Origin of the sequence: Sporosarcina psychrophila (assembly GCF_001590685.1) — a bacterium.
GTDB classification, from domain to species: Bacteria; Bacillota; Bacilli; order Bacillales_A; family Planococcaceae; genus Sporosarcina; species Sporosarcina psychrophila.
Genome location: NZ_CP014616.1, coordinates 1,307,436 through 1,331,707 on the forward strand (window position 1 = coordinate 1,307,436; position 24,272 = coordinate 1,331,707).

Here is a 24,272-nt window from a genome sequence, read left to right on the forward strand (position 1 = left end):
GTACTGTGGTTAAACACCAAGAGAAGCTATTTCACGTCTAGACTCTAGCGCTTTTGTTCTTACTCGTTAAACTAGTCTGAAATCATGTATACTAGTTTATAAAGCAGATAGGGGATGATTTCTTATGATAAAAGCGATTATTTTTGATTTGGATGATACATTATTATGGGATAAAAAAAGTGTAGAAACCGCATTCGAAAAAACATGTGAACATGCAGCCCAAGTACATGATCTTAATCCTGCTAAACTTGAAGAAGCTGTCAGATTGGAAGCGAGAAAGCTTTACGAATCGTATGATACCTATGAATTTACTCAGATGATTGGCATTAACCCATTCGAAGGCCTCTGGGGGACATTCAATGATGAAGGGGACTATTTTCAAAAAATGAAAGCAATTGTTCCAGGCTATCGTAAGGAAGCGTGGACAAATGGACTTCAGCGAATCGGCATTAATGATGAAGACCTTGGCAGCACGTTAGCAGAATTATTCCCACAGGAACGGAAAAAGCATCCTTATCTATATGAAGAAACATTCGAAGTGCTGGACAGTCTGAAAGATACATACAAGCTTGTACTATTAACAAATGGTTCACCAAGTTTACAACACACGAAACTTGAAGTCACATCCGAACTCGTTCCTTATTTTGACCAAATCATCGTCTCAGGCGCATTCGGAGTAGGAAAGCCCGACGCATCTATTTTTCAACATGTGCTTACTGAAAACGGTGTAACTGCAGAGGAAGCAATAATGGTAGGCGATAATCTAATGACGGATATTTTAGGAGCATCACGTGTCGGAATGCGTTCTGTCTGGATTAATCGGGAGAATAAACTGCCCAGTGAAGAAGTTGTACCGACTTATGAAATTAATCATTTAGAAAAGTTATATCCTATCCTTGAAGAGTTGAATAAGAAACAGGCTGTCCAATGAGTATCAAATCTATCCTGAAGGATTGAGGATTGAGGATGGAGTGGACAAACTGCTTACATTACAAAACGAAAAAGCGCTCCAGTTGGTCAGCGCTTTTTTGTGCGGGATTTAAATTATGGAAATGAAAATAGTTTTGGATTGATCATCTAGAAGTAACGGAACCTTCGTATTGTGAAGAACGTATTTAGTAGAGATATTTAAGTTGTGAGTAAATGGAAATCAGAGTTTATCGATAATTTGAGGTGGAGAAAATGTCTTTTAGGGTAATCATCCAATTGGTTTTGGCATCAATTCTTTTACTATTTTCTACTGGGGTAGCATGGTATGAAGGTAGCGCACTACTAGAGCATTCTTGGGAATGGAAACATACCGCGCTTTTTTCTGGAATAGTGAATGGACAACTGGAAAATGCAAACGATATTCTGTCAATTGATTATTTTATGTATGCAGCTAAATTTGCACCTGTATTTCCTTTGCTAATGTTGTTAAGTGGGACATATCTCATAATCCTCCTGGGGTATAGCTTATTAAAACGTAACCATAAGGTGTTCACATATTACCTTGCTTCTATTAGTGTTTTATTCCTGGTATTAGGCGGTTTCCTGTCTAATTCTCCAACTAGCGGTTTGAAAATTATTTTCGCTATTCTTTTGTTTATCGGTATTTTATTTTTAGTTACTGCGTTGGTTAGACTAGTTAATAATAAGGTTAAAGAAATAAGTTAGCTTTATTTCACACCTGTTAATTAAACAAAATTAACCAGTGAATGACGTGATCACCTACTGGGCGCTACGTGTATAGTTGCATTTGGGCTGCTTTGGATTGAATGACGTCTATACCAATATCGAGAGGTCTGGATGTATAGGGATGCGACTTTGTCGCATCCCTATACACTCTTTTCGGTAATCGTATGGTGGCCCTTCATCCGGCGCGCTCAAAATGCATAAGTACACGAAGGAGGGCACTGAAAAAGTACGATTTCCTTCAATCCCGTTGATTTCCGTTCCGAGCGGACGCTTTCCGCGGGCACGGCTTCAGCCTCCTCGTCACTGCGTTCCTGCGGGGTCTTCAGCATGCGCTGTTCCCGCTGGAGTCGCCGCTCTTCACTACAATCAACTAGTTCGTACTATAAAAAAGAGCTTTTTCAGTGGCTTCACACGAAGTGCAGAAGCTTTTTTGGACGAAAGAATAGCTGGCTTCTTACCTGGAGAAAAGCCGCCAAAGATGCAATTTTGGCGGCTGAAACTTTCTATAGGGTTTTCCCTTTTGTATTAGTGAAGGAGTGTCACTTTCTATAAGATATCACAAGATTAGATGCATACTCTTTGCTAGAAGTAAGCAAGGAACACATTGTACAACTTGCAAGAGTGCCCGAAATTGCATCTTCGGGCACATACAATCCCGATAGAAAGTCATCTATTCGTTTCTTTCAAACAAAACTGCATTTTTCACTTGAACATTGAAGGTAAGCGACAGGCAACTATTCGCAACAGGATTACCGAAAAAAGTGTGGCTAGAAGTGACGGAGTCACTTCTAGCCACACATGTCTCACGGTAAATGTGTCGTGATTAGTTCGCCGAAAGCGAACCGGAAGTGGTCCAGTAAAAGTGGGTTTTATAACAATGAACTTTAAAAGAAAAATGGATAGAGAATTAGATGTCATCTGAAGACTCTATCCATTTATTTATTTGATTCAAGTCAAACAAAATCGGAATCGTACTTACAAATCAATCGCAATAACATCAAAGATATCTTCAAGCTCTTTCAAACGTTCTACGTTAGCCTTCTCAACATGATTATCGACAGATAGCATCATGATTGCATTACCGCCAACAGTGGATCGACCAACTTGCATCGTTGCGATGTTGATGTTTTCGATTGCTAGTAATGTTCCGACCCGGCCAATTGCACCCGGTTGGTCTTTATGTTTAATGAACAGTAAATGGCCATCAGGTTTTACATCGACAAGGTTATCATCGACTTTGACAATACGTGCACCTAAACCATTTAGTAAAGTTCCGGCAACACGTCTTACTCCATTCGTTGTCGATACTTCAACCGTAACTAAATTTGAAAAACCTTTCGATGTAGAAGTTTTATGTTCATTGACCTTGATGCCGATACGGTCTGCCAAAAACTTGGCGTTGACATCATTGACATGGTTTCCAAGATTGCGCTTCAACAGGCCTTTTAGCGTGTTGCGTGTCAAAGGACGGACATCAGATTCAGCAAGCTGCCCTGAGTAATAAATATTTACTTCCTCGATAACCCCCTCTGCTAAATCAGATAAGAATACGCCCAACTTTTCAACTAAGTCAAAGAATGGTTCAACTTTAGCCAGCGCTTCTTTTGAAACAGAAGGAAGATTAACAGGGTTTTGCACCGCACCGCCGTTTAAGAAAGTGACAACATCACGGCTAACATCAATTGCAACGCTTTCTTGCGCTTCAATCGTACTTGCACCTAAGTGTGGAGTCGCGATGACTTCAGGAAGTGTCAGCAGTTTATGGCCAACAAATGGTTCTGTTTCAAAGACGTCGAGTGCAGCTCCTGCAACTTTCTTCGATACGATTGCATCATACAACGCATCTTCATCGATAATACCGCCGCGTGCGCAGTTAATGATTTGAACGCCGTCTTTCATCAAATTAAAGGCTTCTTTATTGATCATATGTCGCGTTTCTTTCAAAAGTGGAGTATGAACAGTAATAAAGTCTGCTGCTCTTAGTACTTCTTCAACAGTTCCCGCAGTAATACCCATCTTCTTCGCTTTCTCTTCCGTTAAGAAAGGATCATAGGCAATGACATTCATTCGCTGACCTTTTGCTCTTGCCGCAACTTCCGCGCCGATACGACCAAGACCTACTACACCGAGTGTCTTATTTTTTAATTCAACACCAATGAATGACTTGCGGTCCCATTGCTGATTTTTTAATGAGTTGAAGGCTTGTGGAATTTTGCGAGCAAGGGACATCAGCATTGCAATTGTATGTTCAGCAGCGGAGTTCGTGTTGCCGTCCGGAGCATTGACGACGATAATACCATGTTCAGTCGCTGCGTCTAAATCGATATTGTCGACGCCGACACCAGCACGCCCAATGATTTTTAACCTCGTTGCTTGTTCAATAATTTCGCGTGTCACTTGTGTTTGACTACGAACAAGCAAGGCATCATAGTTATGGATTTTAGACGCTAATTCAGCGGGTGTGCAAGTTGTGTCAACGACGATGTTCAAGCCTTCAGCCTGCCTTAATGGAAAAATACCATCTTCGCTTAACGGATCGCTAATAAGTATATTAAAAGTCATTTAGACCAACACTCCTTCGTTTAAGTAGACTTGCTGTGCAGCGGCAGTGCCTTTTCCTAATTCAATTTCTTTGCCGACTTTGAGTAAGCCGATTTCCATCGCACTGATTGTTTGAAGGACATCTGCGGGAGAACAGTATCCCATATGGCCAATGCGGAATATTTTGCCGCTTAAATGCTGTTGGCCGCCTGCTACGATTAAGCCGAACTCATGTTTAATCACTTTTCTAAACGCTTCTGCGTCGAAATCTTCCGGTTTAACCGCTGTGACCGTAGGAGAGGCATCTTTATCACTTGTTAATAAAGGAATACCTAATGCCCGGAAAGCGGCGCGCGTCATGTTCATCATCAAAATATGTCGTGCATTTACTTGTTCGACTCCTTCTTGATCGACAAGCTGAAGAACTTGTTCCAAGCCGAATAACAAAGATAGTGCAGGTGTGAAAGGGGTAGTATCTTTTAACAGATTGTCACGATATCTTACTAAATCCATATAGTAGCGTGGTTGTGGGTTATTCTCGATGATAGACCAGGCACGTTCACTTGCCGCGATAAAAGCCAGTCCTGCTGGTAGCATGAATGCTTTTTGAGAACCTGTCACCAGGACATCGATTCCCCAATCATCCATTCTCGTCTCAACACCGCCAACACAGGAAACACCATCGACGACGATTAATGCATCTGACACTTCACGTACTGCCTGTGCGAGTTCCTTGATAGGATTTAATACGCCAGTAGAAGTCTCGCAATATGTAGAAAATACAGCTTTGATTTCAGGATGCTCTTGTAGATAGCGTTTAATTTCTATGGGATTCAGCGCTTCGCCCCATTCGACATTTAAGCTTTGAACCGTGATATTGTAAGCTTCACAAATTTTTGAGAAACGCTCGCCGAATGCGCCTGTTACAATGACTAATACTTCATCACCAGGCTTCACAATATTTACAACAGCAGCTTCCAAACCAGCTGTTCCGCTACCTGTTAAAATAACAACGTCTTGTGTCGTACCGAAAATCCGTTGCAGACCTGGTGCGATATTTTTAAGCATATTCGATGTCTCTTGTCCTCGGTGGCCAATCATTGGTTGACTCATCGCTCGTTGTACACTTGGCGGGATGGGACTTGGTCCTGGAATCCTAAGTAGCATTTGATCTTGTAACATCTTCATTCTCCTCTCGATTTTGGGAATAAAAAAAAGCCCTCCTCCCCTTACAAATAAATGTAAGGGGCGAAAAGCTGAAATACTCACGCGGTACCACCCTTTTTACTGTCTGAAAAAAATAGACAGTCTTGGTTAGCATGCTTAACGCGCATGTGACGGATAAACCTACTAGACGTTTCAGTTTATCTATTCCAGAGTGCTACTTTACTGCGAAATCACTGATTTGCACCATCCATCAGCTCTCTTGAGATTTCAGTAGATAAAGTGTGTCTCCATCAAAATAGTTAGATTAGTTATGGAATTAGAACTAATCATAACAAATGAAAATTGAATGTCAAGCATCATTTTATCCGAAATCACGTTTTTCTGAGTCCAATTGGTAGAGGAATCTAGTCAGGAACGGTATTCTTTCTTATAAGAACAAAATAAGGAGTGAAAAGATTTGGTTGCTGATAAAATTAAAAAGTTCAATTCGATTCCACTTTCCGTTTTGGACCTTTCTCCAATAAATGAAGGTAGCAATGCAACACAGTCCTTCAAAAATAGTGCGGAATTGGCACAGCATGCTGAAAAATTAGGTTTCAATCGGTACTGGTTTGCAGAACATCACAATATGCCTGGCATTGGAAGTTCCGCAACATCGGTACTTATAGGTCATATTGCAGGCGTAACAAAACGAATTCGCGTAGGTTCGGGCGGTATTATGTTACCTAACCATGCACCACTTGTTATTGCCGAACAGTTTGGTACACTCGAATCTATCTATCCGGGAAGAATCGATTTGGGACTTGGGCGTGCGCCAGGTTCTGACCAAGCAACTGCTTATGCACTGCGTCGCACATTACAAAGTACTGGTGACGATTTCCCGGAACAATTAGCCGAACTTCAAGCTTATTTTGAACCGGACAGATCCGCTCGTGTTCGCGCCTTTCCGGGTGAAGGACTTGATATACCCATCTGGCTTCTCGGCTCGAGCGGCTTTAGTGCACAACTTGCAGCACAGAAAGGCTTACCTTTTTCTTTCGCGAGTCATTTTGCACCTGCGTATACGTTGCAAGCATTACAGTTGTACCATCAAAACTTTAAGCCATCTAAGTTTTTGAAAGAACCGTATGCCATGCTTGGTATCAATGTCATCGCAGCGGAGACGGACGAAAAAGCGCAATGGTTGGCGACTTCACAGCAACTTCAATTCCTTGGTATCACTACGGGAATGCCATCACAATTAAAACCACCAGTTGACAATATCAATGAGTATTGGTCACCACAGCAACAAGCATCTATTAAGCAAACGCTCGATCCTCGTACAACGATTGTGGGCAGTCCCGAAACGGTTAAACGCAAGCTTGAAAGTTTCATTCAAGAAACAAGAGCGAACGAATTAATTATCAATACGCAAGTATACAGTCATGAAGAGCGCATGCGTTCGTATAGCATAATTGCAGACATGATGGATTGAATAAATAAAAGTCGCAACCTTTAATTAGGTTAGCGGCTTTTTATTTAGAATAGTTATTTAATTGAGGTGGTGATATGGTAAAATATAGATGATGACATTTATAGGGGGTAATGAGGTGGGCAATATGACAAAGACAGAAACGATTGTTGAAAACTACCATGGTACTGATATTGCAGATCATTTTCGCTGGCTCGAAAAGCCGGAAACTTTAGAGGTGAAGAATTGGATTGATGAACAAAATGAAGCAACCCAAGACTATTTAGCAACGTATCCGAAACGGGATAAAGTGAAAGAGAAATTAACGAAATCATGGAATTATCCGAAATACTCCGTTCCGCAAAAAGAAGGGGACTATTATTATATTCATAAAAATAATGGATTACAAAACCAAGCTATCTTTTATCGGACAAAGGATATATCATCAGATGAACTTGAGGTCATTATAGATCCGAATACGTTGAATGAAGAAGGGACGGCAGCGATAACGAATCTTGCGTTTACGAAAGATGGGAATCGCCTAGCCTACGGTGTTTCATTGAACGGAAGTGACTGGCAGGAAATCCGAATCCGCAATTTACAGACGGGAAAAGACGAAGCTGACGTCATCAAATGGTGCAAGTTTAGCAGTATTGCATGGAATGAAGAGGGAAGCGGGTTTTATTATAATCGATTCCCTGAACCTGGGACGGTCGATTCAGAAGATGAGAGTAACTATAACCGCGTTTACTGGCACACGGTTGGTACAGTCCAAGAAGAGGATATTCTGGCATATGAAGACACTGAGGATAAAGAGTTATCTTTTAATCCAATACTCTCTGATGATTATCGTTATTTGATTTTATCAGTATGGAAAGGAACAGAAAATAAAAGTCGTATCTATTATCGTGATGAACAAGCTGATGAAGGATTTGTTCATTTATTGGCAGACGATGACGGCGAATATTCGTTTATAGGAAATGAAGGGAAGCTCTTTTACTTCACGACTAGTCACGATGCACCGAAAGAAAAAATTATTGCTGTTCATTTGGACAAACCAGGGAAAGAACATTGGATTGATATCATTTCCGAACAGGAAGACGTCCTCACATTTGCAAAAATTATTAATGGGCAGTTTGTCGTATGCTATTTGCATAATGCTCATTACAAACTACGTATTTATGATTTGGACGGACGGTTCCAAAAAGAAGTGTCTCTTCCTAACTACATTTCCTTATCAGGCGTGACCGGCAAGAAAACAGCCTCAACGATGTTCATAGGATATACATCTTATTTGGTGCCGACAACGATTGCACGCTATGATTTTGAAAAAGATGAATTGAATACTGTATTTAATACGTCAGAGTTATTTGTAGCAACAGGCTTCGAGACTACCCAAGTGTTTTATCCATCCAAAGATGGCACGCGTATTCCGATGTTCCTGACGCATCGAAAGGGGTTGAAATTGACGGGCGATAATCCTGTTTTGTTATATGGTTATGGCGGTTTTAATGTTAACTTGACTCCGGCTTTTTCCCCATCACAGCGTATGTGGATTGAGGCGGGCGGCGTGTATGCGGTCGCGAATTTACGCGGTGGTGGAGAATTCGGTGAGGAATGGTACAAAGCGGGGACGTTGGGGCAAAAGCAAAATGTCTTTGACGACTTCATTGCAGCAGCAGAGTGGCTGATTGAACAAAACTATACGAACAGCAAGAAGCTTGCCATTATGGGGGGAAGTAATGGTGGATTGCTTGTCGCAACATGCATCACTCAGCGGCCTGATCTATATGGGGCAGCACTTTGTCTCGTTCCTGTCACTGATATGCTGCGCTATCATAAATTTACTGTGGGACGCTATTGGGTGACCGATTACGGAAATGCTGAAACAAATCCGGAACATTTCGAGTTCATGTACAAGTATTCTCCGCTTCATAATGTCAAAGAAGGCGTCGAGTATCCACCGACACTTGTGACAACAGCTGATACTGATGATCGGGTGGTGCCGTGGCATGCGACGAAATTTGCAGCGACATTGCAAGCGGCACAACTAGGAAACAATCCAATTCTTCTGCGGGTGGAAAAGAATGCCGGCCACGGTCTAGGCAAACCGACTGTTAAAATAATAGAAGAACAGACGGATATGTATGCGTTCTTGTTTAAAACATTGGAGATTGAAATTTAAGTTAGAAAAGCACCGAAACAATCGTAACGGGTTCTTTTGATAGGCAACAAAATAACTAAATAGCTAGGGGAATTACAGTCCTATTCGCAATAGCGGATAGGTCCCCCTTTTTTTGTATATAGCCATTCCTATGATTTTGCGATTAAAAAATGCAACAGTTTTAGCGAGAATTTTTCAATGAGATAAGGTAATAAGTTGGAATAAAGAATCCCATTGAATTCCCTCCGGCGCTCGGGGATGCTTCCCGCCCTAAGCCAGACAGCTTCGCCGTTAGTCTTAGGGCTTCGGCTACCCCTTGTAAGGCGCCTTCGCTCAGTTTGTACACCGTATTCAATACTTCAACATAGGTGTTGGTTTTATCTTTCGTCTCCAGATCATAAAGTGAATGTTTTTTACCTCAGGTCTGAAATTGAGTGATTTTCAGACAGTAATTTGAGGTGATTTTTTCGGAAAAGTGTATTCTAACCAAAAGGAAGTTATGTCGATGATTAAAGGTTTATATGAAGCACATTTACCTGTTAGGAATCTTGAAACTTCTATAGAGTTTTATAAAAAACTTAATTTAGAAATTGCATATCAAAAAGAGAAACTAGTATTTTTTTGGATTGAGAAAGGACGTAGTTGGTTAGGGCTATGGGAAACAGATAAAGTTGAAACACCATATCATCCTTCATTGAGACACATTGCTTTTCAAGTTGATATAGAGGATATAGAGGTTGCCAAAGAATGGCTCGAACAAAAAGGAATTCCAGTAAAGACTGACTTTGGATTCCGACCAGAAAAGCAACCAATAGTTTTACCGAATAATCCCAATGCGCATGCAGCAATATATTTTCAAGATCCTGATGGTAATTCTCTTGAATTAATCACCCCTTTAAGGTTGGATTTTGAGGAAGACTTTGAAATGATGTCGTTAGAAGATTGGAATAGGAAAAATAACTAATTGTAACTATTATCCTTGTTAAACTTAAGGGGCATTTGATTGAAAAAGAAATAATAATATTTCGTAGAATATAGATAGTCAGAAGTAAATTGGTACTAAATTAAATTTGTGAACAATCAAGGGGAGTGGTAATCATCGAAGCAAATAAGGAGATTTTGAAATTGAATAAGGAAAGCTGGGAGAAATCAGCAGAACGTTTTTTCGGAAGAGCAGCTCTTCCGGAATATGGACCATTTTCTTTGAATGAAGAACGACTTGGACTATTTGGTGATATTTCAAATCAAAAGGTCTTGGATATTGGATGTGGTAGTGGGCATTCATTACAATATATGGGTAACCAAGGAGCAAAGGAACTATGGGGGGTAGATCTTTCAACAAAGCAAATAGAAACAGCTACTAAATTGTTGAGTAACCAACAAGTCAAAGTTTCTTTAGTAGAGTCTCCAATGGAGGAAAACCCAGGACTACCAAGCAATTACTTTGATATTGCATACTCAATTTATGCATTAGGGTGGACGGTTGATTTACGACGTACATTGTCAAATATCCATAACTATCTAAAGCCAGGTGGTATTTTCATCTTTAGTTGGGAACACCCTATCCACGACCGCTTGACCTACGAAGAGTCATCGTTTACTTTTAATAAATCTTATAATATCGAAGGTCCGGAATACAATGAAGCGTGGCATAATAGTGTCATTATTCACCATCGGAAATTAAGTACATATATAAATACACTAATCGAATCCGGTTTCACTATTGAAAAAGTATTAGATGATGTTGAGTTATCTGATAACAAAGTTTCAGATAATCCTTCGAGATGGTACTCAACCCAAAAAGCCCAATTAGTGCCTGCAACATTTATAATAAAAGCTTTCAAAAAGTAATGATGGAAAATTATTATTAATGTCGCGACGTTTCTATGATAAATAGGAACGTTTTTGACTTACCGGCCAGGTTTGTTGAAGAAGAACGGAACGTCCTAAAATAAAAAACCACAGAATTAATGGGGAGATTTAAATGAGTAAAGTTGGAGTTTATAGGGTTGATATCACGCCACCATTGGGTATTGATTTTATTGGATACCATAGACCAACTGGGATAAGTAATATTGATGAACGTATTTATGCAACAGCCTTTATTTTTGAAAGCAAAGAAACAAAGTCCGTAATTATTAGTATTGATAACATAGGCATGTTAATAAAAGATACTATAATTATTCGTGAACAAATAGTAAAGGAATTGAAAATCCCATTTGAAAATATAACGGTTGTTTATACTCATACACATTCTGGTCCTGCAACAGCAAGTAATAATCAAATGGTTCAATCTTATAAGACTAGCTTAATTACAAATGTCGTAAAAGCTACTGTTCATGCAAATGAGAATAAGCAACCATCTGAGGTTGGATGGAATGTAACAATGGGTGAAATAGGAGTAAACCGAAGAGAGATTTCATTAGATGGAAAAGTGAAGATGGGTATAAATATGAATGGGGCTGTTGATAACAGAATAGGAGTATTAGCAATAAAACACCCTGCAACAGGAAAATTTCAAGGTCTAATTGTATTTTGTACTGCCCATCCAAATGTATTAAAGGGAGATAGTGATATTTTATCAGCAGACTATCCTGGGCTAACAAGGGATATTCTTCAAAATACACTTCACTGTCCTGTAATAATTATTCAAGGGGCGGCTGGAAATGTTAATGCTAATTATCGTGGTTCAAAGGAAGCCTTAGAAAAAATGGCTTATGCCTTAAGTGGTAGCGTCCTTACGATGATTCCAAGTATTAATTATAAATCTATTTCTAAGCTTAGAACTGTTTCAACTAAAATGTCCATGAAACTAAAAGATATTCCTGAACCTGATGTTATAAAAAGGATGGCATTTTTAGCTGCAGATCAATGGGGTGTAAATACTGATAAATGGTTAATGGTTCTTTTGGATATGCATAAACAAAATATTAAGCAACTTTCTATTGATTTAGAAATTCAATTACTTCAAATTAATGAGGGTTCATTTTCAGGAATACCAATGGAGCCCTTTTCTGAAACAGCTATTGACATTAAAAAAAGACTAAAGAATAAACTTGCCTTTTTTGGGGGTTATACCAATGGTTATCTTGGCTATTTACCTACAAAAGAAGCGTACCCATACGGTGGTTATGAGGTGGAAGTGAATCCAGTGATTTATGGACCGATTACTGACTTGTGGATGCCCCCAGTTGAAAATACTGCTGAACAGGTGGTGAAAAAGGTGTTGGAATTATATAATACTAAATAATTTATGCTGAGCTTATTAGTAAATGTAACTTTTCCACTTGAACTCCTATGAAAATTAAATATTGCTTAGAATCTATAAAGTTGCATAACAAAAAAGACTGAGCCTTCAAAATGATTATATTGATATGGTAGGTAAATCAGGAATTAACTCCATTCTTCCTAGAATAAAGGCAAGGTTAGTGCAATAACTAGTGTAGGATTAATCTCGCATAAGTGCTACCGTATCAAGTGCGACAGTCTGTAATGCACCGTGAACGTTGGAGTTAGACTAATGGTTGGGCCATATGACACGATTGTTGATCGACCATCTTTGGCAGCCATAATATCCATTCTGTACACATTTGCATCCTCTTTGTTTTGCGCTTTTTATAACAAATGTCAAGAACCTGTTTTCTTATACATCGTTACACATTAGAGGAGTGGGCATGTTTGATGAAAAAGTGATTTTAGTATTGCTATGTTGGATTTTAGATGGTTGTGCAGTGATGTCTGATCTCTTCAAGCAAAAGGAGCGATTTTTGGAAATTCGGCAGCCGTGTCTTTAAAGTAAGGAGACAGGCACTGTACAAGGAGGGGGAGAAATGGTTATTGTTAATCTCGCATTTTTTATCTTCATATTAATAGCTTCGATATATATACTGTTCATCAAATCAAAAAATGATGTTCTGAAACGTTATTTATCTTTCATAATTATCAATTCCTTTTTCTTTTTTTCTATTTTTGATATTAAATCAGTGTTATGGATCACACTGATTTTTGCAATAGGACTAATTTCGCATACAAAATCACCAATAAAAGATAAAGTCATTTTTATATTTATAGTCATTTTTATTTTTGTAATATATCGTGTGCCCACAAGCCCAGCCGAATTTGAGACGTAATTAATTGAAGAACATGCGATTCATTGTTCAGTAGTGGAATGTGTAGAAGTTGTTGAAATTGTAAATGATAACAAGCTTCAAATGCAAGCGACTAAATATGCAATTCAAGGTTTAACTTTTGATTGGTATTTTGTTTTTTCACAGGGTCAAATCGTATTGAACAATGAAAATATAAAGGCTATTAATATAGCTGGATTTTGGATTCAAATTAACAAATTAGAAGTAAAACTCGATGATGAAGGTGTTGGATACGATCTTTACAATACGAGTTAGTTGTACTTAAAGTAACGGGGCGTTATCCCAAGTAAAGTAGCTTAAGAAAATCCTTTATGTGTGGAAAATAACCAGTAAATATAAAACAGCTTACATTTATTACGCCTTATTGAACTAAATGGAGCAGATTACTAGAATGAGCACAATATAGTCGATCATGACACTAGAGTATCAATACAGAATACTATCTATTAAAATTCAAACGAGGAGGGGGACTATGAAAAAAGATTCACCGATTGTAATAATTCTTATTGCCTTAGTCGTAGGTGCTCTAGGCTGCTCCCTGATTATGAAAATATTTATTCCAAATATGATGTAATGATTATCCTAAGAAATTATCTGTATTTGTTATCCCCAGTAGGTGTCAACTGTGGAATGCTTGGAAACTGGAACGTTCCGTGCGGAGCAGAGGGAATATGGAGAATAGCATCAAATGCTTACCTATTGCTAACTTTAGCAAAACAAGGCTGCCAGGAGATTGTTTTTACTGTTAATAAAGTAACGTAGCGGATTCACTTTAAGAAGGTGCCCCATCCACAACCTAGCCAAAATAGGAGGAATTACAATGGACACAACACAACAAAACAGTAACGCTTGGGATAAGAAAGTTGAAGAGGGGTCTAGATACACACAATCTGTGAGTAGCGAAATCATTGAAAAAAGTAAATCTGGTGAATGGGAAATTACTGTCACTACTGAAAGATCAGTTCCACGAGATTGGTTTCCGAAATCTTTAGTAGGATTAAAAATACTTTGTTTAGCATCTGGTGGAGGGCAACAAGGACCTATTTTAGCTGCGGCTGGAGCAGATGTAACAGTGACTGATATATCTAAAAAGCAATTGCAACAAGATGAATATGTAGCTAAACGTGATGGATTAACTATAAAAACGGTACAAGGCGATATGTCAGACCTTAGTGACTTTAAAGATGAATATTTTGATATTGTTGTTAATCCTGTTTCTAACTTATTCGTAAAAGATGTTAACCCTGTATGGAAGGAAGTTTCAAGAGTTTTAAAAAATAGAGGTATTTTAATTGCAGGATTTACAAATCCTTTATTATGGATTTTTGATGATAATCAAGAAAGAAAAGGTATTCTTGATGTTAAATATTCTATACCTTCATCGTCATTGGATTATTTGCTAGAGGATGAAGTTCAAGCTTATATAAAATCAAGTCAAACAATAGAATACGCACATACTTTGGAAGATCAAATTCAAGGGCAAATTGAAGCAGGGTTTGTTATAACAGGTTTTTATGAAGATGACTTCGGTGGAACAAGAATTTTAGACAAGCATATTAAAACTTTTATTACTACAAGAGCTATAAAGCTAAAGATTGAATAATATTTTTTCACTAACAGTACTTTAGTTGAATTATTAAACGTAAGTAAAAAGTATCCATTTTTTACTAACTATTCATATCCCCCTTTGGATTCGGGAAGTCCCATATATTCTTCCTTACTTCTAATTATACTAAATACGTAATTTCGTAACTCAATTAATTGTTTAGCATCGTTGGTAGGATCACAGTATGTCCCTGAAAAAGAATGAGTTATGGTTTCGCCGTTGATGGTAATTTTCCATTCATCCTCTTCGTGTGGTTCTTGTGTGCAAGTGGTTCCGTTTATAGGTTCGGGTATAAATTTTTTCTTTTCTACTATATTAACTTCTTTCATTTTCTTATAAATCTTATCCATTTCCTTATCTGTTAAATTTACAGTTGCCTTTGCAGTCCCATCCGTTATTAAATCTTTGGTCACTGTATTTTGAAATGTGTTGATTTCATTATTTTTTCCCACACCAAACTGAACAGAGAACCCAAAGTCATTTGGCATATCTTCTGGCAAAGTTTGAACAGTAGAAGCGGTTTCTTTTGAACGCGAAACACTAGATTCATTTGAATTTTTAGTCAATTGATTGCAAGCGCTCAAAATGAAGGTGGCTAAAATAAACAATAATATTTTTTTCAACAATTATCCCCCTTTTTTTAATGAGACGAATTGTCCCACTTTTTGGTTTCACTTCATTCAAGAATCCTGCTAGTTTGTTTAAATGGATAATTTAAAAATTCAAAATATATTTAAACATAAATTTCATTTATATAATAAGTTCGCTTCATATTAAGTGAACAATTAGCAACATTATCGGCATTTGTTTCAACAACACCGCATAAATTTATGCGGTGACTTCAATTCGTGTACGTATTGATCTGTTAATTAGTTTGTCAAATCGACTTAAGCATTGATATAACAACAAAAAGGAAGACATCAATTCATAGTGAATTGTGTCCCCAATATAGGTTGTTATTTGATGTTTTCTCTCCGTCAACCGAATACGTTAGTTATTATAACTGATGTTTTCACTGACCTCACTTCTGTTTATCTTGCCGTTCCCAAATTCTAAGCGAAGGATAAGGATCGAAAGCCCATTCTGTTCGTCCGTTATATTTGTACATCCCGTAGTGGAGATGAGGAGGGAAACGTCCTGATGTTCCTGCTTTTCCATAACCAGAGCTGCCCACCGAACCAATGATGGTCTTTGGTTCAACGATGTCTCCTTCTTTCAAATCTTTGTTGAAATAAGCTAAATGGGCAAAATAGTGGTACGTATTATGAGTGTCGCGAATGCCGACTCGCCAACCTCCAAAGTCATTCCACCCCATTATTTCGATAACTCCATAGGACGTGGCTCGAACAGGGGTACCATATCCAGCGAACAAATCGGTTCCCTCGTGAATCCTTCTGCCACCCCATCCTCTGCTTGCTCCCCAGGTTCCACGGTAACTGTAATTGTAATTGGTTGGGACAGGAAAGGCGTGTTCATCTAAGTCCAATGTTTCAAAGTGTTTATACAGTTTTGCAATAGCTATAATTTGTTTAACCGTGTCTTCACGTTTGTAGTAGTCCAATAAAGCTAATTTGAAATCTTCTTCCGCTTGGCCATATTCGCTTAAATAAGTTGCCATTGTATAAAGGACGTCTTCTGCATCATTTATATTGGCTAACCCATCTTCATTGCCATCAAGTCCATTTCCGTCTGAATAAGCAATCGATTCAGGAGAGGTATCTTTTTTATCGGGGTTAAGTGGGCCTGTCCAATAATCATCTGAAAACTGAATGGCGACCGGACCTTCATTCTTCGGAATATCAGTTCGAACTTGTTGGATGTTGCGTTCAAATTGATCAACTGCAGCTAAATAATACCATGGGACAGTTACGCTTTCGAAGCGTAAATAAAGACGCATTCGTTCATCTAGAATCATTTCTTGAGTAGGCTCTTCTTTTGCTGATACAACCGTTAAGAATAGCAAAGACAATGCGAGTACATACATTGGTAAAACAAACCAGTGACGCACGAAAAAACCTCCTTTTAATACATGTATATTAGAATTCCCCAATTGGATTTATTCATAAGTACATTTTTCAGGAAAACAATTCAAAATTGAATTAAAGCTGATTTTTCACCTGTGATCTATATGTGACTCACGGGTGAAAAATATGTATATAAATGTTTTTCTAGCACATAATACGATTGAAATCCATTACACAAGTGGAGAGAAAAGGAGAGATGAATTGGGTATTTTAAATGGTAATCCAAAAGACGAACCGTTACATTACGGTGAAGTACTAGGCTCATGGGCTTTTGTAGGAGCGAATAATGGTCTAATCAGTGCGTATCAAGCATTTATTAATCATGCAGGTGACGGGGATCTCATCGAGCTGTTGGAAGAAGCAGTAAAAACGATGAAATCGGAGAACAAACAACTTGAAAATATTTTAAAAGAGAATGGGATTGCATTGCCGCCGTCATTGCCGGAACGCCCTAAAGCGAAAGCAGAAGATATACCGGTCGGTGCAAGGTTTATGGATCCTGAAATCAGCGGTGCCATATCGATTAACGTCGGACAAGCTCTTGTGTCTTGCAGCCAAGTGTTGGGACAATGCTTGCGAGAAGACCTTGCAATGATGTTCGGAAAATTCCATGCAGATAAAATGTTATTTGGTTTGAAGTTATTGAGAATGAACAAAGAAAAAGGGTGGATTATACCGCCACCGCTTCATACGGATTCTCCTAGTCGTTAACGAAACGAAAAGGATCTTGTCATTAAGTTGACAAGGTCCTTTTCATATTGCGCTTTGAAAGTCTTATATGGTAAGCTAATCCATAAAACTTGAAGAGGGATGATTCAGATGATTCGACAGCTTGTGGAAGAAGACAGGAAAGTTACGTTGGATTTCGTTTCACAGAAGCCAGCAGAAAATCTATTTATAATAGGAGATATTGAAGCGTATGGGTTTACTAATCCGATACAGAAATTATGGGGAGATTTTGTTGAGAATGGTGAATTGCGAGGTATTCTACTAAACTATGATGGTAATTTCATTGTATATGCACCAGAAGAATACGATGCAAAAGGGTTTGCAGAAATTATCAATCATGATGAAAAGTATGAGTTCATTTCAGGGATTGAGCAGATTGTTGTTAAATTGGAACCGTATTTGACTAGTAAACCGTCAAATCCACGTGTACTCTATTACGCTAAATGCGAGCATGCTAAGGGTTTGCAAGAAGTACCCACAGAGATTGAAGTGAAAAAAGCGACACCTGATGACGCGGAGCGAATCATAGATCAAATGTATGGAATTCCGGAATTTGCTACGAGTACATTCAGTGTTGAACGTAAACGTGAGTCACTTAGTAATAAATCTGCCCGTACATACTTCATCGAAGAAGATGGGCGGATAATAAGTTCCGCATCGAGCACTGCAGAAAATAGTCAGTCTGCCATGATTGTTGGCGTTGGTACTTTGTCGGGATATGAGAAAAAAGGATTAGCTTCATATTGCATGTCTATTCTTTGCACAGAATTGCTCAATGAAGGCAAGATGCTTTGTCTTTTCTATGATAATCCCGCTGCGGGCTCCATCTATAAACGAATTGGTTTTGTCGATATTGGGAAATGGTGCATGTGGAGTTTCAAATAACAGAATGGTAGGTGGAATATGATTATAATTCACTGAAAATATTAAATTGTGTCTTTGTTGATGCTATAATTAAATCGTGTTAGCTAACTAAAAAATAGGAGTGATTTCAAATGGGAAAACTACAATCAATGGAACAATTCGACAAGCTGAAAAATGAGGAGAGAACAATGTTCATGTTTTCCGCAGATTGGTGCCCCGACTGCCGAGTAATTGAACCGTTGTTACCTGGGATCGAAGCAGATTACCCGGAATATAGTTTCATTCTTGTTGACCGTGATGAGTTTATAGATTTATGTGGAGACTTAGATATTTTTGGGATCCCGAGTTTTATCGCATTCCATAGTGGTGTTGAAGCGGGTCGCTTTGTTAGTAAAGATCGTAAATCGCAAACGGAAATCGAAGAATTTATTAACAGTCTTTCGGCTTGATTTAAGGGGGAGGCTACTCGATGAAATATGACGTCATTGTTGTTGGTGCTGGTTTGGCGGGATTAGTTGCGACGGCAGAGCTTACAAATGCCGGGAAGAAAGTTCTACTGCTCGATCAGGAACCGGAAGCCTCTCTTGGCGGACAAGCTTGGTGGTCATTTGGCGGCTTATTTCTCGTTGATTCACCTGAGCAACGAAGAATGGGCATTAAGGATTCGCGGGAACTTGCTTGGCAGGACTGGTTGGGAACTGCTGGTTTTGACCGTCAGGAAGATGAAGATTATTGGGGAAAGAAGTGGGCCGAAGCGTATGTTAACTTCGCTGCAACTGAGAAAAGAGAGTGGTTGCATGCGCAAGGCATTCGTTTTTTTCCGGTTGTAGGATGGGCGGAACGCGGTGGCCATCTAGCGGAAGGACCTGGTAATTCGGTCCCGCGCTTTCATATTGTATGGGGAACAGGACCTGGTATCGTTAAACCTTTTGAGGATAAAATGCGGATTGCGATAGATAAAGGATTAGTTGAGTATCTGCCTCGCCACCGTGTCGATGAATTGATTACGAAAAATGGTGCTGTGACTGGAGTACGTGGTGCTGTACTTGTACCTAGTGCCGTCGCCCGTGGTGTAGCGAGTTCCCGTGAAGTGATTAGTGGCTTTGAATTATATGCGGAAGCGGTGTTAGTGACAAGTGGGGGTATGGGAGCGGATCTTGAATTGATCCGAAAAAACTGGCCACTCCGTCTTGGAAAAGCACCGAAAGATATGATTTCAGGGGTTCCTGAACATGTGGATGGGCGTATGCTGGCGATTACAGAGCAAGCTGGGGGCCGAATTGTTAACAGGGATCGGATGTGGCATTATACGGAAGGCATTAAAAACTGGAACCCGGTATGGGCAAATCATGGGATTCGTATTCTTCCTGGCCCATCCTCCCTTTGGCTAGATGCTAAGGGGAAGCGATTATCAGCTCCGAATTTCCCTGGATTCGATACATTAGGAACACTTGAAGCACTCCGGGCAACCGGTTACGATTACTCATGGTTCATATTGACCCAATCGATCATCGAGAAAGAATTTGCGTTATCCGGATCTGAGCAAAATCCGGATTTGACGGGAAAGAGTATCGGGAAAGTGCTACAGAGAATCCTGCCTGGCCCAACTGCGCCGGTAAAAGCATTCATGGATAAAGGCGAAGATTTTATCGTAGCCGATACACTCCCGGAACTTGTGTCGGGGATGAATAAAATGACTGGAGAAAACTTATTGAAGTTAGACGACATTGAACGGCAAGTCATTGCTAGGGATCGTGAGATGGATAATAAATTCACCAAGGATTTGCAAATTATAGCATTGCGTGGTGCCCGTCACTATATCGGAGATAAGCTTGTCAGAGTAGCGGCTCCACATAAACTCCTTAATCCTAAAAAAGGACCGTTGATTGCGGTGCGTTTACATATCGTCAGTCGAAAGACACTTGGTGGATTGCAAACCGATTTAGATGGCCGAGTTCTTGACCTGACTGGGAATCCAATACCGGGTTTATATGCCGCTGGCGAAGTAGCAGGATTTGGCGGTGGTGGTGTTCATGGCTATCGTTCATTGGAAGGGACGTTCCTTGGAGGCTGTATTTTTTCCGGAAGGCAAGCGGGAAGGGCATGTGCAAACTATACGCGAGCGTAAGAATATACTAGTTATAAGGGGGATATGTGGATGAAACCAGTTATTGGTATAACGACAGATGTTCAGCAAGATGGGGAAAATATATTAAAAAACACATATGTACAGGCAGTTATCCGAGCGGGTGGATTGCCGATGATTGTTCCGGTTGGGTTGGAGCAAGACGTTGAGCAACTGATCGAAATGTTTGATGGCCTTTTATTATCTGGAGGAAATGATATCAATCCGATGTTGTTTAATGAAGAACCGCATGAGTATCTCGGAGTAGTCTCACCAAGCAGGGATTCAAGCGAACTTGAACTTGCGCGCAGAATGCTCAAAACAGGGAAACCGATTCTTGGCATTTGTAGAGGGCTTCAAGTATTGAATGTCGCAGTTGGTGGAACATTGTATCAAGATCTTTATAAACAAAACGACAGTCCAATTCTTCAACATATACAAAAGGCACCCAACACGCACTGTTCTCATTATGTTCAACTGGATAAAGGAAGTTTGCTTGAATCGATTGCGGGGAGTGAACGCATTCAGGTGAATTCGTATCATCATCAATCGCTGAAGGAAGTACCGTCTGATTTCAAAGTTACTGCTGTAGCAAGCGATGGAATTGTAGAGGCAATTGAAAGCACGGATGAACAATTCGTATTAGGCGTTCAATGGCATCCTGAAGCATTATCGGCAGCAGGGGATGCTGTTTCCTTGCGAATATTTGAAAGATTCATTAGTGAGTGTGCTAACTAGGGAATTAAATAATGGCTAGTGATAGTAATCAATCTTTAAACGAAAAAATGATTGAATAGAAAAAGCTGGGTTTGTTCAGCTTTTTCTATTCAAATGAATCATCATTTTCTTTGGATAATCAGTAAATAGGGCGGTGACACCAATTTTCCTCAGTGCTTCTGCATACTTTACTTCATTAACAGTGAAGACACGAACAGCCACTCCGGTTTCTACCACTTTTCTCATAGATGGACGAGCAGCGTATGGTAATGAGATATGGAGTGCATCGGCAGGAATAGTACGCATATAATCGAGCGGATCGACTAGTACTTCCATGAACAAGGCTGCAGTTTCAATGTGCGGTGCAATTTTTTTTACTGCCCGAATAGCTTCGTGATCGAATGATGAAATAACGACACGCGCATCGAGTTTCATCTTCTGAACCATTGCAACAACTTTCCCCACCATTCCCTCGTAAGGAAATATATCCGATTTTAGTTCGATATTTAGATGGTGAGAAGTCTCGGAAAAAATTTCGAGTACTTCATACAGCGTCGGTATAAGTTCACCCCGGAATTCATCAGAAAACCAACTGCCAAAATCAAATGACCTTAACTCCGCAAGTGTCATGTCTTTCACGAAACCTTTGCCATCTGATGTTCTAGCTATTGTTTCATCATGAATGACAACCAGTTCACCGTCTTTTGTCAAATGAACATCGAATTCTACGCCGTAAATAGGAAGCCTGGCAGCTTCATGGAAGGCGGCAAGTGAATTTTCTGGATGTGTTCCGGACGAACCGCGATGTGCGTAAATATCCATTATTGTGACCACCATCCTTTTCATGCTATTGTAATATGTGTATAACAGCAACGCAATTATAAACCCGATTAGTAAATGAAATTGGAAAAGGGATGTCCTCGATTGAGGAACATCCCTTTGTTTTGTCAGGTAACACTATACTTTTGAATTTAATTTTTCATCCCGATTATTCGGGGAATAATTTCCATAGAAAGGATAAGCTTTCAGAGCCGCGGTCATTGTTCCACTGGGTGCTTTCTAACTTAAGCAACATAAACCCTGCCTACTTTTATGTCCTTGCGACCCTTTAGTCGCGCCAGTGTGAATAAGTATTCTCAAAAACAGTACGTAGAATGCCAGATATTCAAATCTTAAGCATTACCTTATTGTTAACGGAACTATCATACCATGTAGCACAAGAAGTGTCAAGGAATCGGAAACCTTATTGCCATTCATCCATTTGTTCTTCTTCTGCAATTACTTGCAAGTCGTCCGCGCTGATTGTGAGAACTTGATAATCGGAACGTTCCGCATGTTTTTCCGCGGACCTTTTAACAAATTTTGGAGAGCCATCATTTTCCTCATCGTAAACAATGAGTATTCCATCAGAATTGCGCATGAAGAACTTATCTTTTTCGATAAATTGCCACGGAGCTTCATAGGGTCTCTTCGTAAGACTCGTATGATAGTCTGCTTTAGCGATGAGAGAATGATACTTTTCCTTTTTCATATCGTTCCAATTTTTCTCCTGATCTGTAAAGGGAGTAATAACGGCATATTTCAAATCGGTATATTCTTTTTTCAAATCAATTACGACCTCGGCTGCCCATGCTTCAATTCCTAGTTGACCGCTTATAATTACCCATTCCAACCCGTCGTCCAGTAAGGCGACTAGTCGTTTTTCTAATGCTTTTTTTATAAAACGGACGCCTGGATGCTTGTCATCGAATATGCCGAGTTCATGGGGTTTATAACCCGTGACCACCAATCGTTTGAGAATGATGTCCGCCCCCTTCAAATGTATAATAAAAAAACCAGCTTCCAATGGAAACCAGTTTCATTTAAATTATTAAAATAACAGCCGCCTTTGCCGTATGGTCTTAGAAAGTTTTAAACCACCACTTCTCAAAGTGGGTGTTCGCAGAAACAATCCTGTATGCCCCAGTTATCGAAAGAACTGGGTATGCCATTCCTGTATCTAGGTAAAACTCCCGATTACAGCTTAAGGGTTAAAACTTAATATTTATACGCACAACGCAGCTTGTAAATATAGTGTACATCATCGGCTTGATATTTTCAAATGAAATTGTTGGAATCCATTAAGAAATATTTGAATGATTTCTGATCCATGCACTGCAACAACGTTTATGAACAAACTAAAAACACTTGTGACTTTAGCTGTGTGTATTCTTGGTTTTTATTATGGAATAAATATGTAGAAACTATATTAAAAAGAACGTTCGTTTGGTATAATGAAGATAGGGTTGAAAGGAGAAAAACCCGTTTTCAGTGGAAGACGAGTGTTCGAGAACTCTATAGAGCTGGAACTTATATCTTTATGAATAGCGATGTAAACGGAGCAGTAACTATTTTGCGCAAATGGACTCATACATACGCTTTAGTGGCCAAGAAGAGAATTAGAATGGTGGAAATTTGGAAATTGAAACATATCGAATCTTTTTGCTTTAATGAAGATGAGTTCAAACTAGTTAAGAAATGAATTTAGCTGAAAAAGGAGAATAAGCATGACAGGGAAAACACACATCGTAGGCGGCATTGCAGCAAGTCTTGCTTATGCACAATTTACAAATCATGATCCGATTATAATGCTTGGAGCGGGGATAATTGGCGCGTTACTTCCTGACATTTGTCACAGTGGTAGTAAAATCGGAAGAAAATTTAAGTTGTTATCGAAACTTATCAATATGCTATTCGGTCATCGTACATTTACACACAGTTTATTGTTCTTGGTGATTATCGCGACGTTAATGAATGCCTTTACTCCAAATGAGGCTGTGAAGGCAGGACTTTTAGCGGGGATGGTAAGTCATTACATATTAGATATGGCGACGAAAAACGGAATCAAACTGCTTTTCCCACTTAGCATGACAGTTCGCTTTCCATTGACGACAAGAACCGGAAGCAAGGTAGAGAGCATCGTGTTCAGTCTTCTATCGCTTTTATCATTCTATTTTGGCTATGAAGCATTCAGTTATTATCTATAATTGAAGTTGGTTTAAAAAAAATGATGTTCTAGCT

21 protein-coding genes, 1 other RNA gene and 1 other annotated feature are annotated in these 24,272 nt (G+C 39.3%); of the genes, 15 read left to right on the forward strand and 7 right to left on the reverse strand.

From position 1 onward, the window contains the following. Positions 1-124 precede the first annotated feature (124 nt). Both AZE41_RS06285 and AZE41_RS06290 read left to right on the forward strand, forming a co-directional pair. Entirely contained in the window at positions 125-931 is an 807-nt protein-coding gene (locus tag AZE41_RS06285; protein ID WP_067206932.1) for an HAD family hydrolase, read from the forward strand. Positions 932-1,182: 251 nt separating this feature from the next. Continuing rightward, complete coding sequence (locus AZE41_RS06290) at positions 1,183-1,656, forward strand: YjdJ family protein (RefSeq protein ID WP_067206934.1); 474 nt, start codon at positions 1,183-1,185, stop codon at positions 1,654-1,656. Positions 1,657-2,652: 996 nt separating this feature from the next. Here AZE41_RS06290 and serA read toward each other — a convergent pair. Further along, the gene (serA, locus tag AZE41_RS06300; RefSeq protein WP_067206939.1) at positions 2,653-4,239 is read right to left on the reverse strand and encodes a phosphoglycerate dehydrogenase; all 1,587 of its coding nucleotides are present in this window, start codon (positions 4,237-4,239) and stop codon (positions 2,653-2,655) included. After that, complete coding sequence (locus AZE41_RS06305) at positions 4,240-5,400, reverse strand: pyridoxal-phosphate-dependent aminotransferase family protein (RefSeq protein ID WP_067206941.1); 1,161 nt, start codon at positions 5,398-5,400, stop codon at positions 4,240-4,242. Between the two features lie 59 nt (positions 5,401-5,459). After that, positions 5,460-5,688: a binding site (T-box leader), on the reverse strand. Between the two features lie 154 nt (positions 5,689-5,842). On the opposite strand from AZE41_RS06305, the gene AZE41_RS06310 reads away from it, so the two are divergent. The 7 genes from AZE41_RS06310 (at position 5,843) to AZE41_RS06345 (ending at position 14,750) form a co-directional block, all read left to right on the forward strand. Next, the gene (locus tag AZE41_RS06310) at positions 5,843-6,859 is read left to right on the forward strand and encodes an LLM class flavin-dependent oxidoreductase (RefSeq protein ID WP_067206944.1); all 1,017 of its coding nucleotides are present in this window, start codon (positions 5,843-5,845) and stop codon (positions 6,857-6,859) included. A 124-nt stretch (positions 6,860-6,983) separates the two neighbouring features. Beyond that, on the forward strand, positions 6,984-9,020 hold the full coding sequence (locus tag AZE41_RS06315; protein WP_067213869.1) for a prolyl oligopeptidase family serine peptidase: 2,037 nt from the start codon (positions 6,984-6,986) through the stop codon (positions 9,018-9,020). 484 nt (positions 9,021-9,504) lie between these two features. Continuing rightward, a complete protein-coding gene (locus AZE41_RS06320) occupies positions 9,505-9,963 on the forward strand; it encodes a VOC family protein (protein ID WP_067206946.1) in 459 nt (152 codons plus the stop codon). 161 nt (positions 9,964-10,124) lie between these two features. After that, positions 10,125-10,850: a class I SAM-dependent methyltransferase gene (locus tag AZE41_RS06325; protein ID WP_231885780.1), complete on the forward strand. Its 726-nt coding sequence runs from the start codon at positions 10,125-10,127 to the stop codon at positions 10,848-10,850. A gap of 133 nt (positions 10,851-10,983) precedes the next feature. After that, complete coding sequence (locus tag AZE41_RS06330) at positions 10,984-12,249, forward strand: neutral/alkaline non-lysosomal ceramidase N-terminal domain-containing protein (RefSeq protein ID WP_067206949.1); 1,266 nt, start codon at positions 10,984-10,986, stop codon at positions 12,247-12,249. A gap of 913 nt (positions 12,250-13,162) precedes the next feature. Beyond that, entirely contained in the window at positions 13,163-13,402 is a 240-nt protein-coding gene (locus AZE41_RS06340) for a hypothetical protein (protein ID WP_067206953.1), read from the forward strand. Between the two features lie 565 nt (positions 13,403-13,967). Then, a complete protein-coding gene (locus AZE41_RS06345) occupies positions 13,968-14,750 on the forward strand; it encodes a class I SAM-dependent methyltransferase (RefSeq protein WP_067206955.1) in 783 nt (260 codons plus the stop codon). A 68-nt stretch (positions 14,751-14,818) separates the two neighbouring features. On the opposite strand, the gene AZE41_RS06350 is transcribed toward AZE41_RS06345, so the two are convergent. Beyond that, entirely contained in the window at positions 14,819-15,376 is a 558-nt protein-coding gene (locus AZE41_RS06350) for a membrane lipoprotein lipid attachment site-containing protein (protein WP_067206957.1), read from the reverse strand. Positions 15,377-15,774: 398 nt separating this feature from the next. After that, on the reverse strand, positions 15,775-16,761 hold the full coding sequence (locus tag AZE41_RS06355; protein WP_067206962.1) for a M23 family metallopeptidase: 987 nt from the start codon (positions 16,759-16,761) through the stop codon (positions 15,775-15,777). 217 nt (positions 16,762-16,978) lie between these two features. On the opposite strand from AZE41_RS06355, the gene AZE41_RS06360 reads away from it, so the two are divergent. The 5 genes from AZE41_RS06360 (at position 16,979) to AZE41_RS06380 (ending at position 21,233) form a co-directional block, all read left to right on the forward strand. Further along, the gene (locus AZE41_RS06360) at positions 16,979-17,488 is read left to right on the forward strand and encodes a DUF3231 family protein (RefSeq protein ID WP_067213871.1); all 510 of its coding nucleotides are present in this window, start codon (positions 16,979-16,981) and stop codon (positions 17,486-17,488) included. 108 nt (positions 17,489-17,596) lie between these two features. Beyond that, positions 17,597-18,391, forward strand: a complete 795-nt coding sequence (locus AZE41_RS06365) for a GNAT family N-acetyltransferase (RefSeq protein ID WP_067206965.1) — start codon at positions 17,597-17,599, stop codon at positions 18,389-18,391. A 110-nt stretch (positions 18,392-18,501) separates the two neighbouring features. Next, positions 18,502-18,819, forward strand: a complete 318-nt coding sequence (locus AZE41_RS06370) for a thioredoxin family protein (protein ID WP_067206968.1) — start codon at positions 18,502-18,504, stop codon at positions 18,817-18,819. A 20-nt stretch (positions 18,820-18,839) separates the two neighbouring features. After that, positions 18,840-20,498 carry an FAD-binding dehydrogenase gene (locus tag AZE41_RS06375; RefSeq protein ID WP_067206970.1) on the forward strand — a complete coding sequence of 553 codons (1,659 nt, stop codon included), beginning with the start codon at positions 18,840-18,842 and terminating at the stop codon, positions 20,496-20,498. Positions 20,499-20,528: 30 nt separating this feature from the next. Beyond that, on the forward strand, positions 20,529-21,233 hold the full coding sequence (locus AZE41_RS06380) for a gamma-glutamyl-gamma-aminobutyrate hydrolase family protein (protein ID WP_067206974.1): 705 nt from the start codon (positions 20,529-20,531) through the stop codon (positions 21,231-21,233). A 75-nt stretch (positions 21,234-21,308) separates the two neighbouring features. On the opposite strand, the gene AZE41_RS06385 is transcribed toward AZE41_RS06380, so the two are convergent. The 3 genes from AZE41_RS06385 to ssrS all read right to left on the reverse strand — a co-directional run bounded on the left by AZE41_RS06385 (position 21,309) and on the right by ssrS (position 23,279). Next, entirely contained in the window at positions 21,309-22,034 is a 726-nt protein-coding gene (locus tag AZE41_RS06385; RefSeq protein ID WP_067206975.1) for a glycerophosphodiester phosphodiesterase, read from the reverse strand. Positions 22,035-22,455: 421 nt separating this feature from the next. Next, positions 22,456-23,013, reverse strand: a complete 558-nt coding sequence (locus AZE41_RS06390) for an SLOG family protein (protein ID WP_067213872.1) — start codon at positions 23,011-23,013, stop codon at positions 22,456-22,458. A 74-nt stretch (positions 23,014-23,087) separates the two neighbouring features. After that, positions 23,088-23,279, reverse strand: a non-coding RNA gene (gene ssrS, locus AZE41_RS06395) — 6S RNA. 479 nt (positions 23,280-23,758) lie between these two features. Between ssrS and AZE41_RS06405 the strand changes: the two genes are divergently transcribed. Then, positions 23,759-24,238, forward strand: coding sequence for a metal-dependent hydrolase (locus tag AZE41_RS06405; RefSeq protein ID WP_067206979.1), 480 nt, complete (start codon positions 23,759-23,761; stop codon positions 24,236-24,238). The last annotated feature ends 34 nt before the right edge of the window (positions 24,239-24,272 follow it).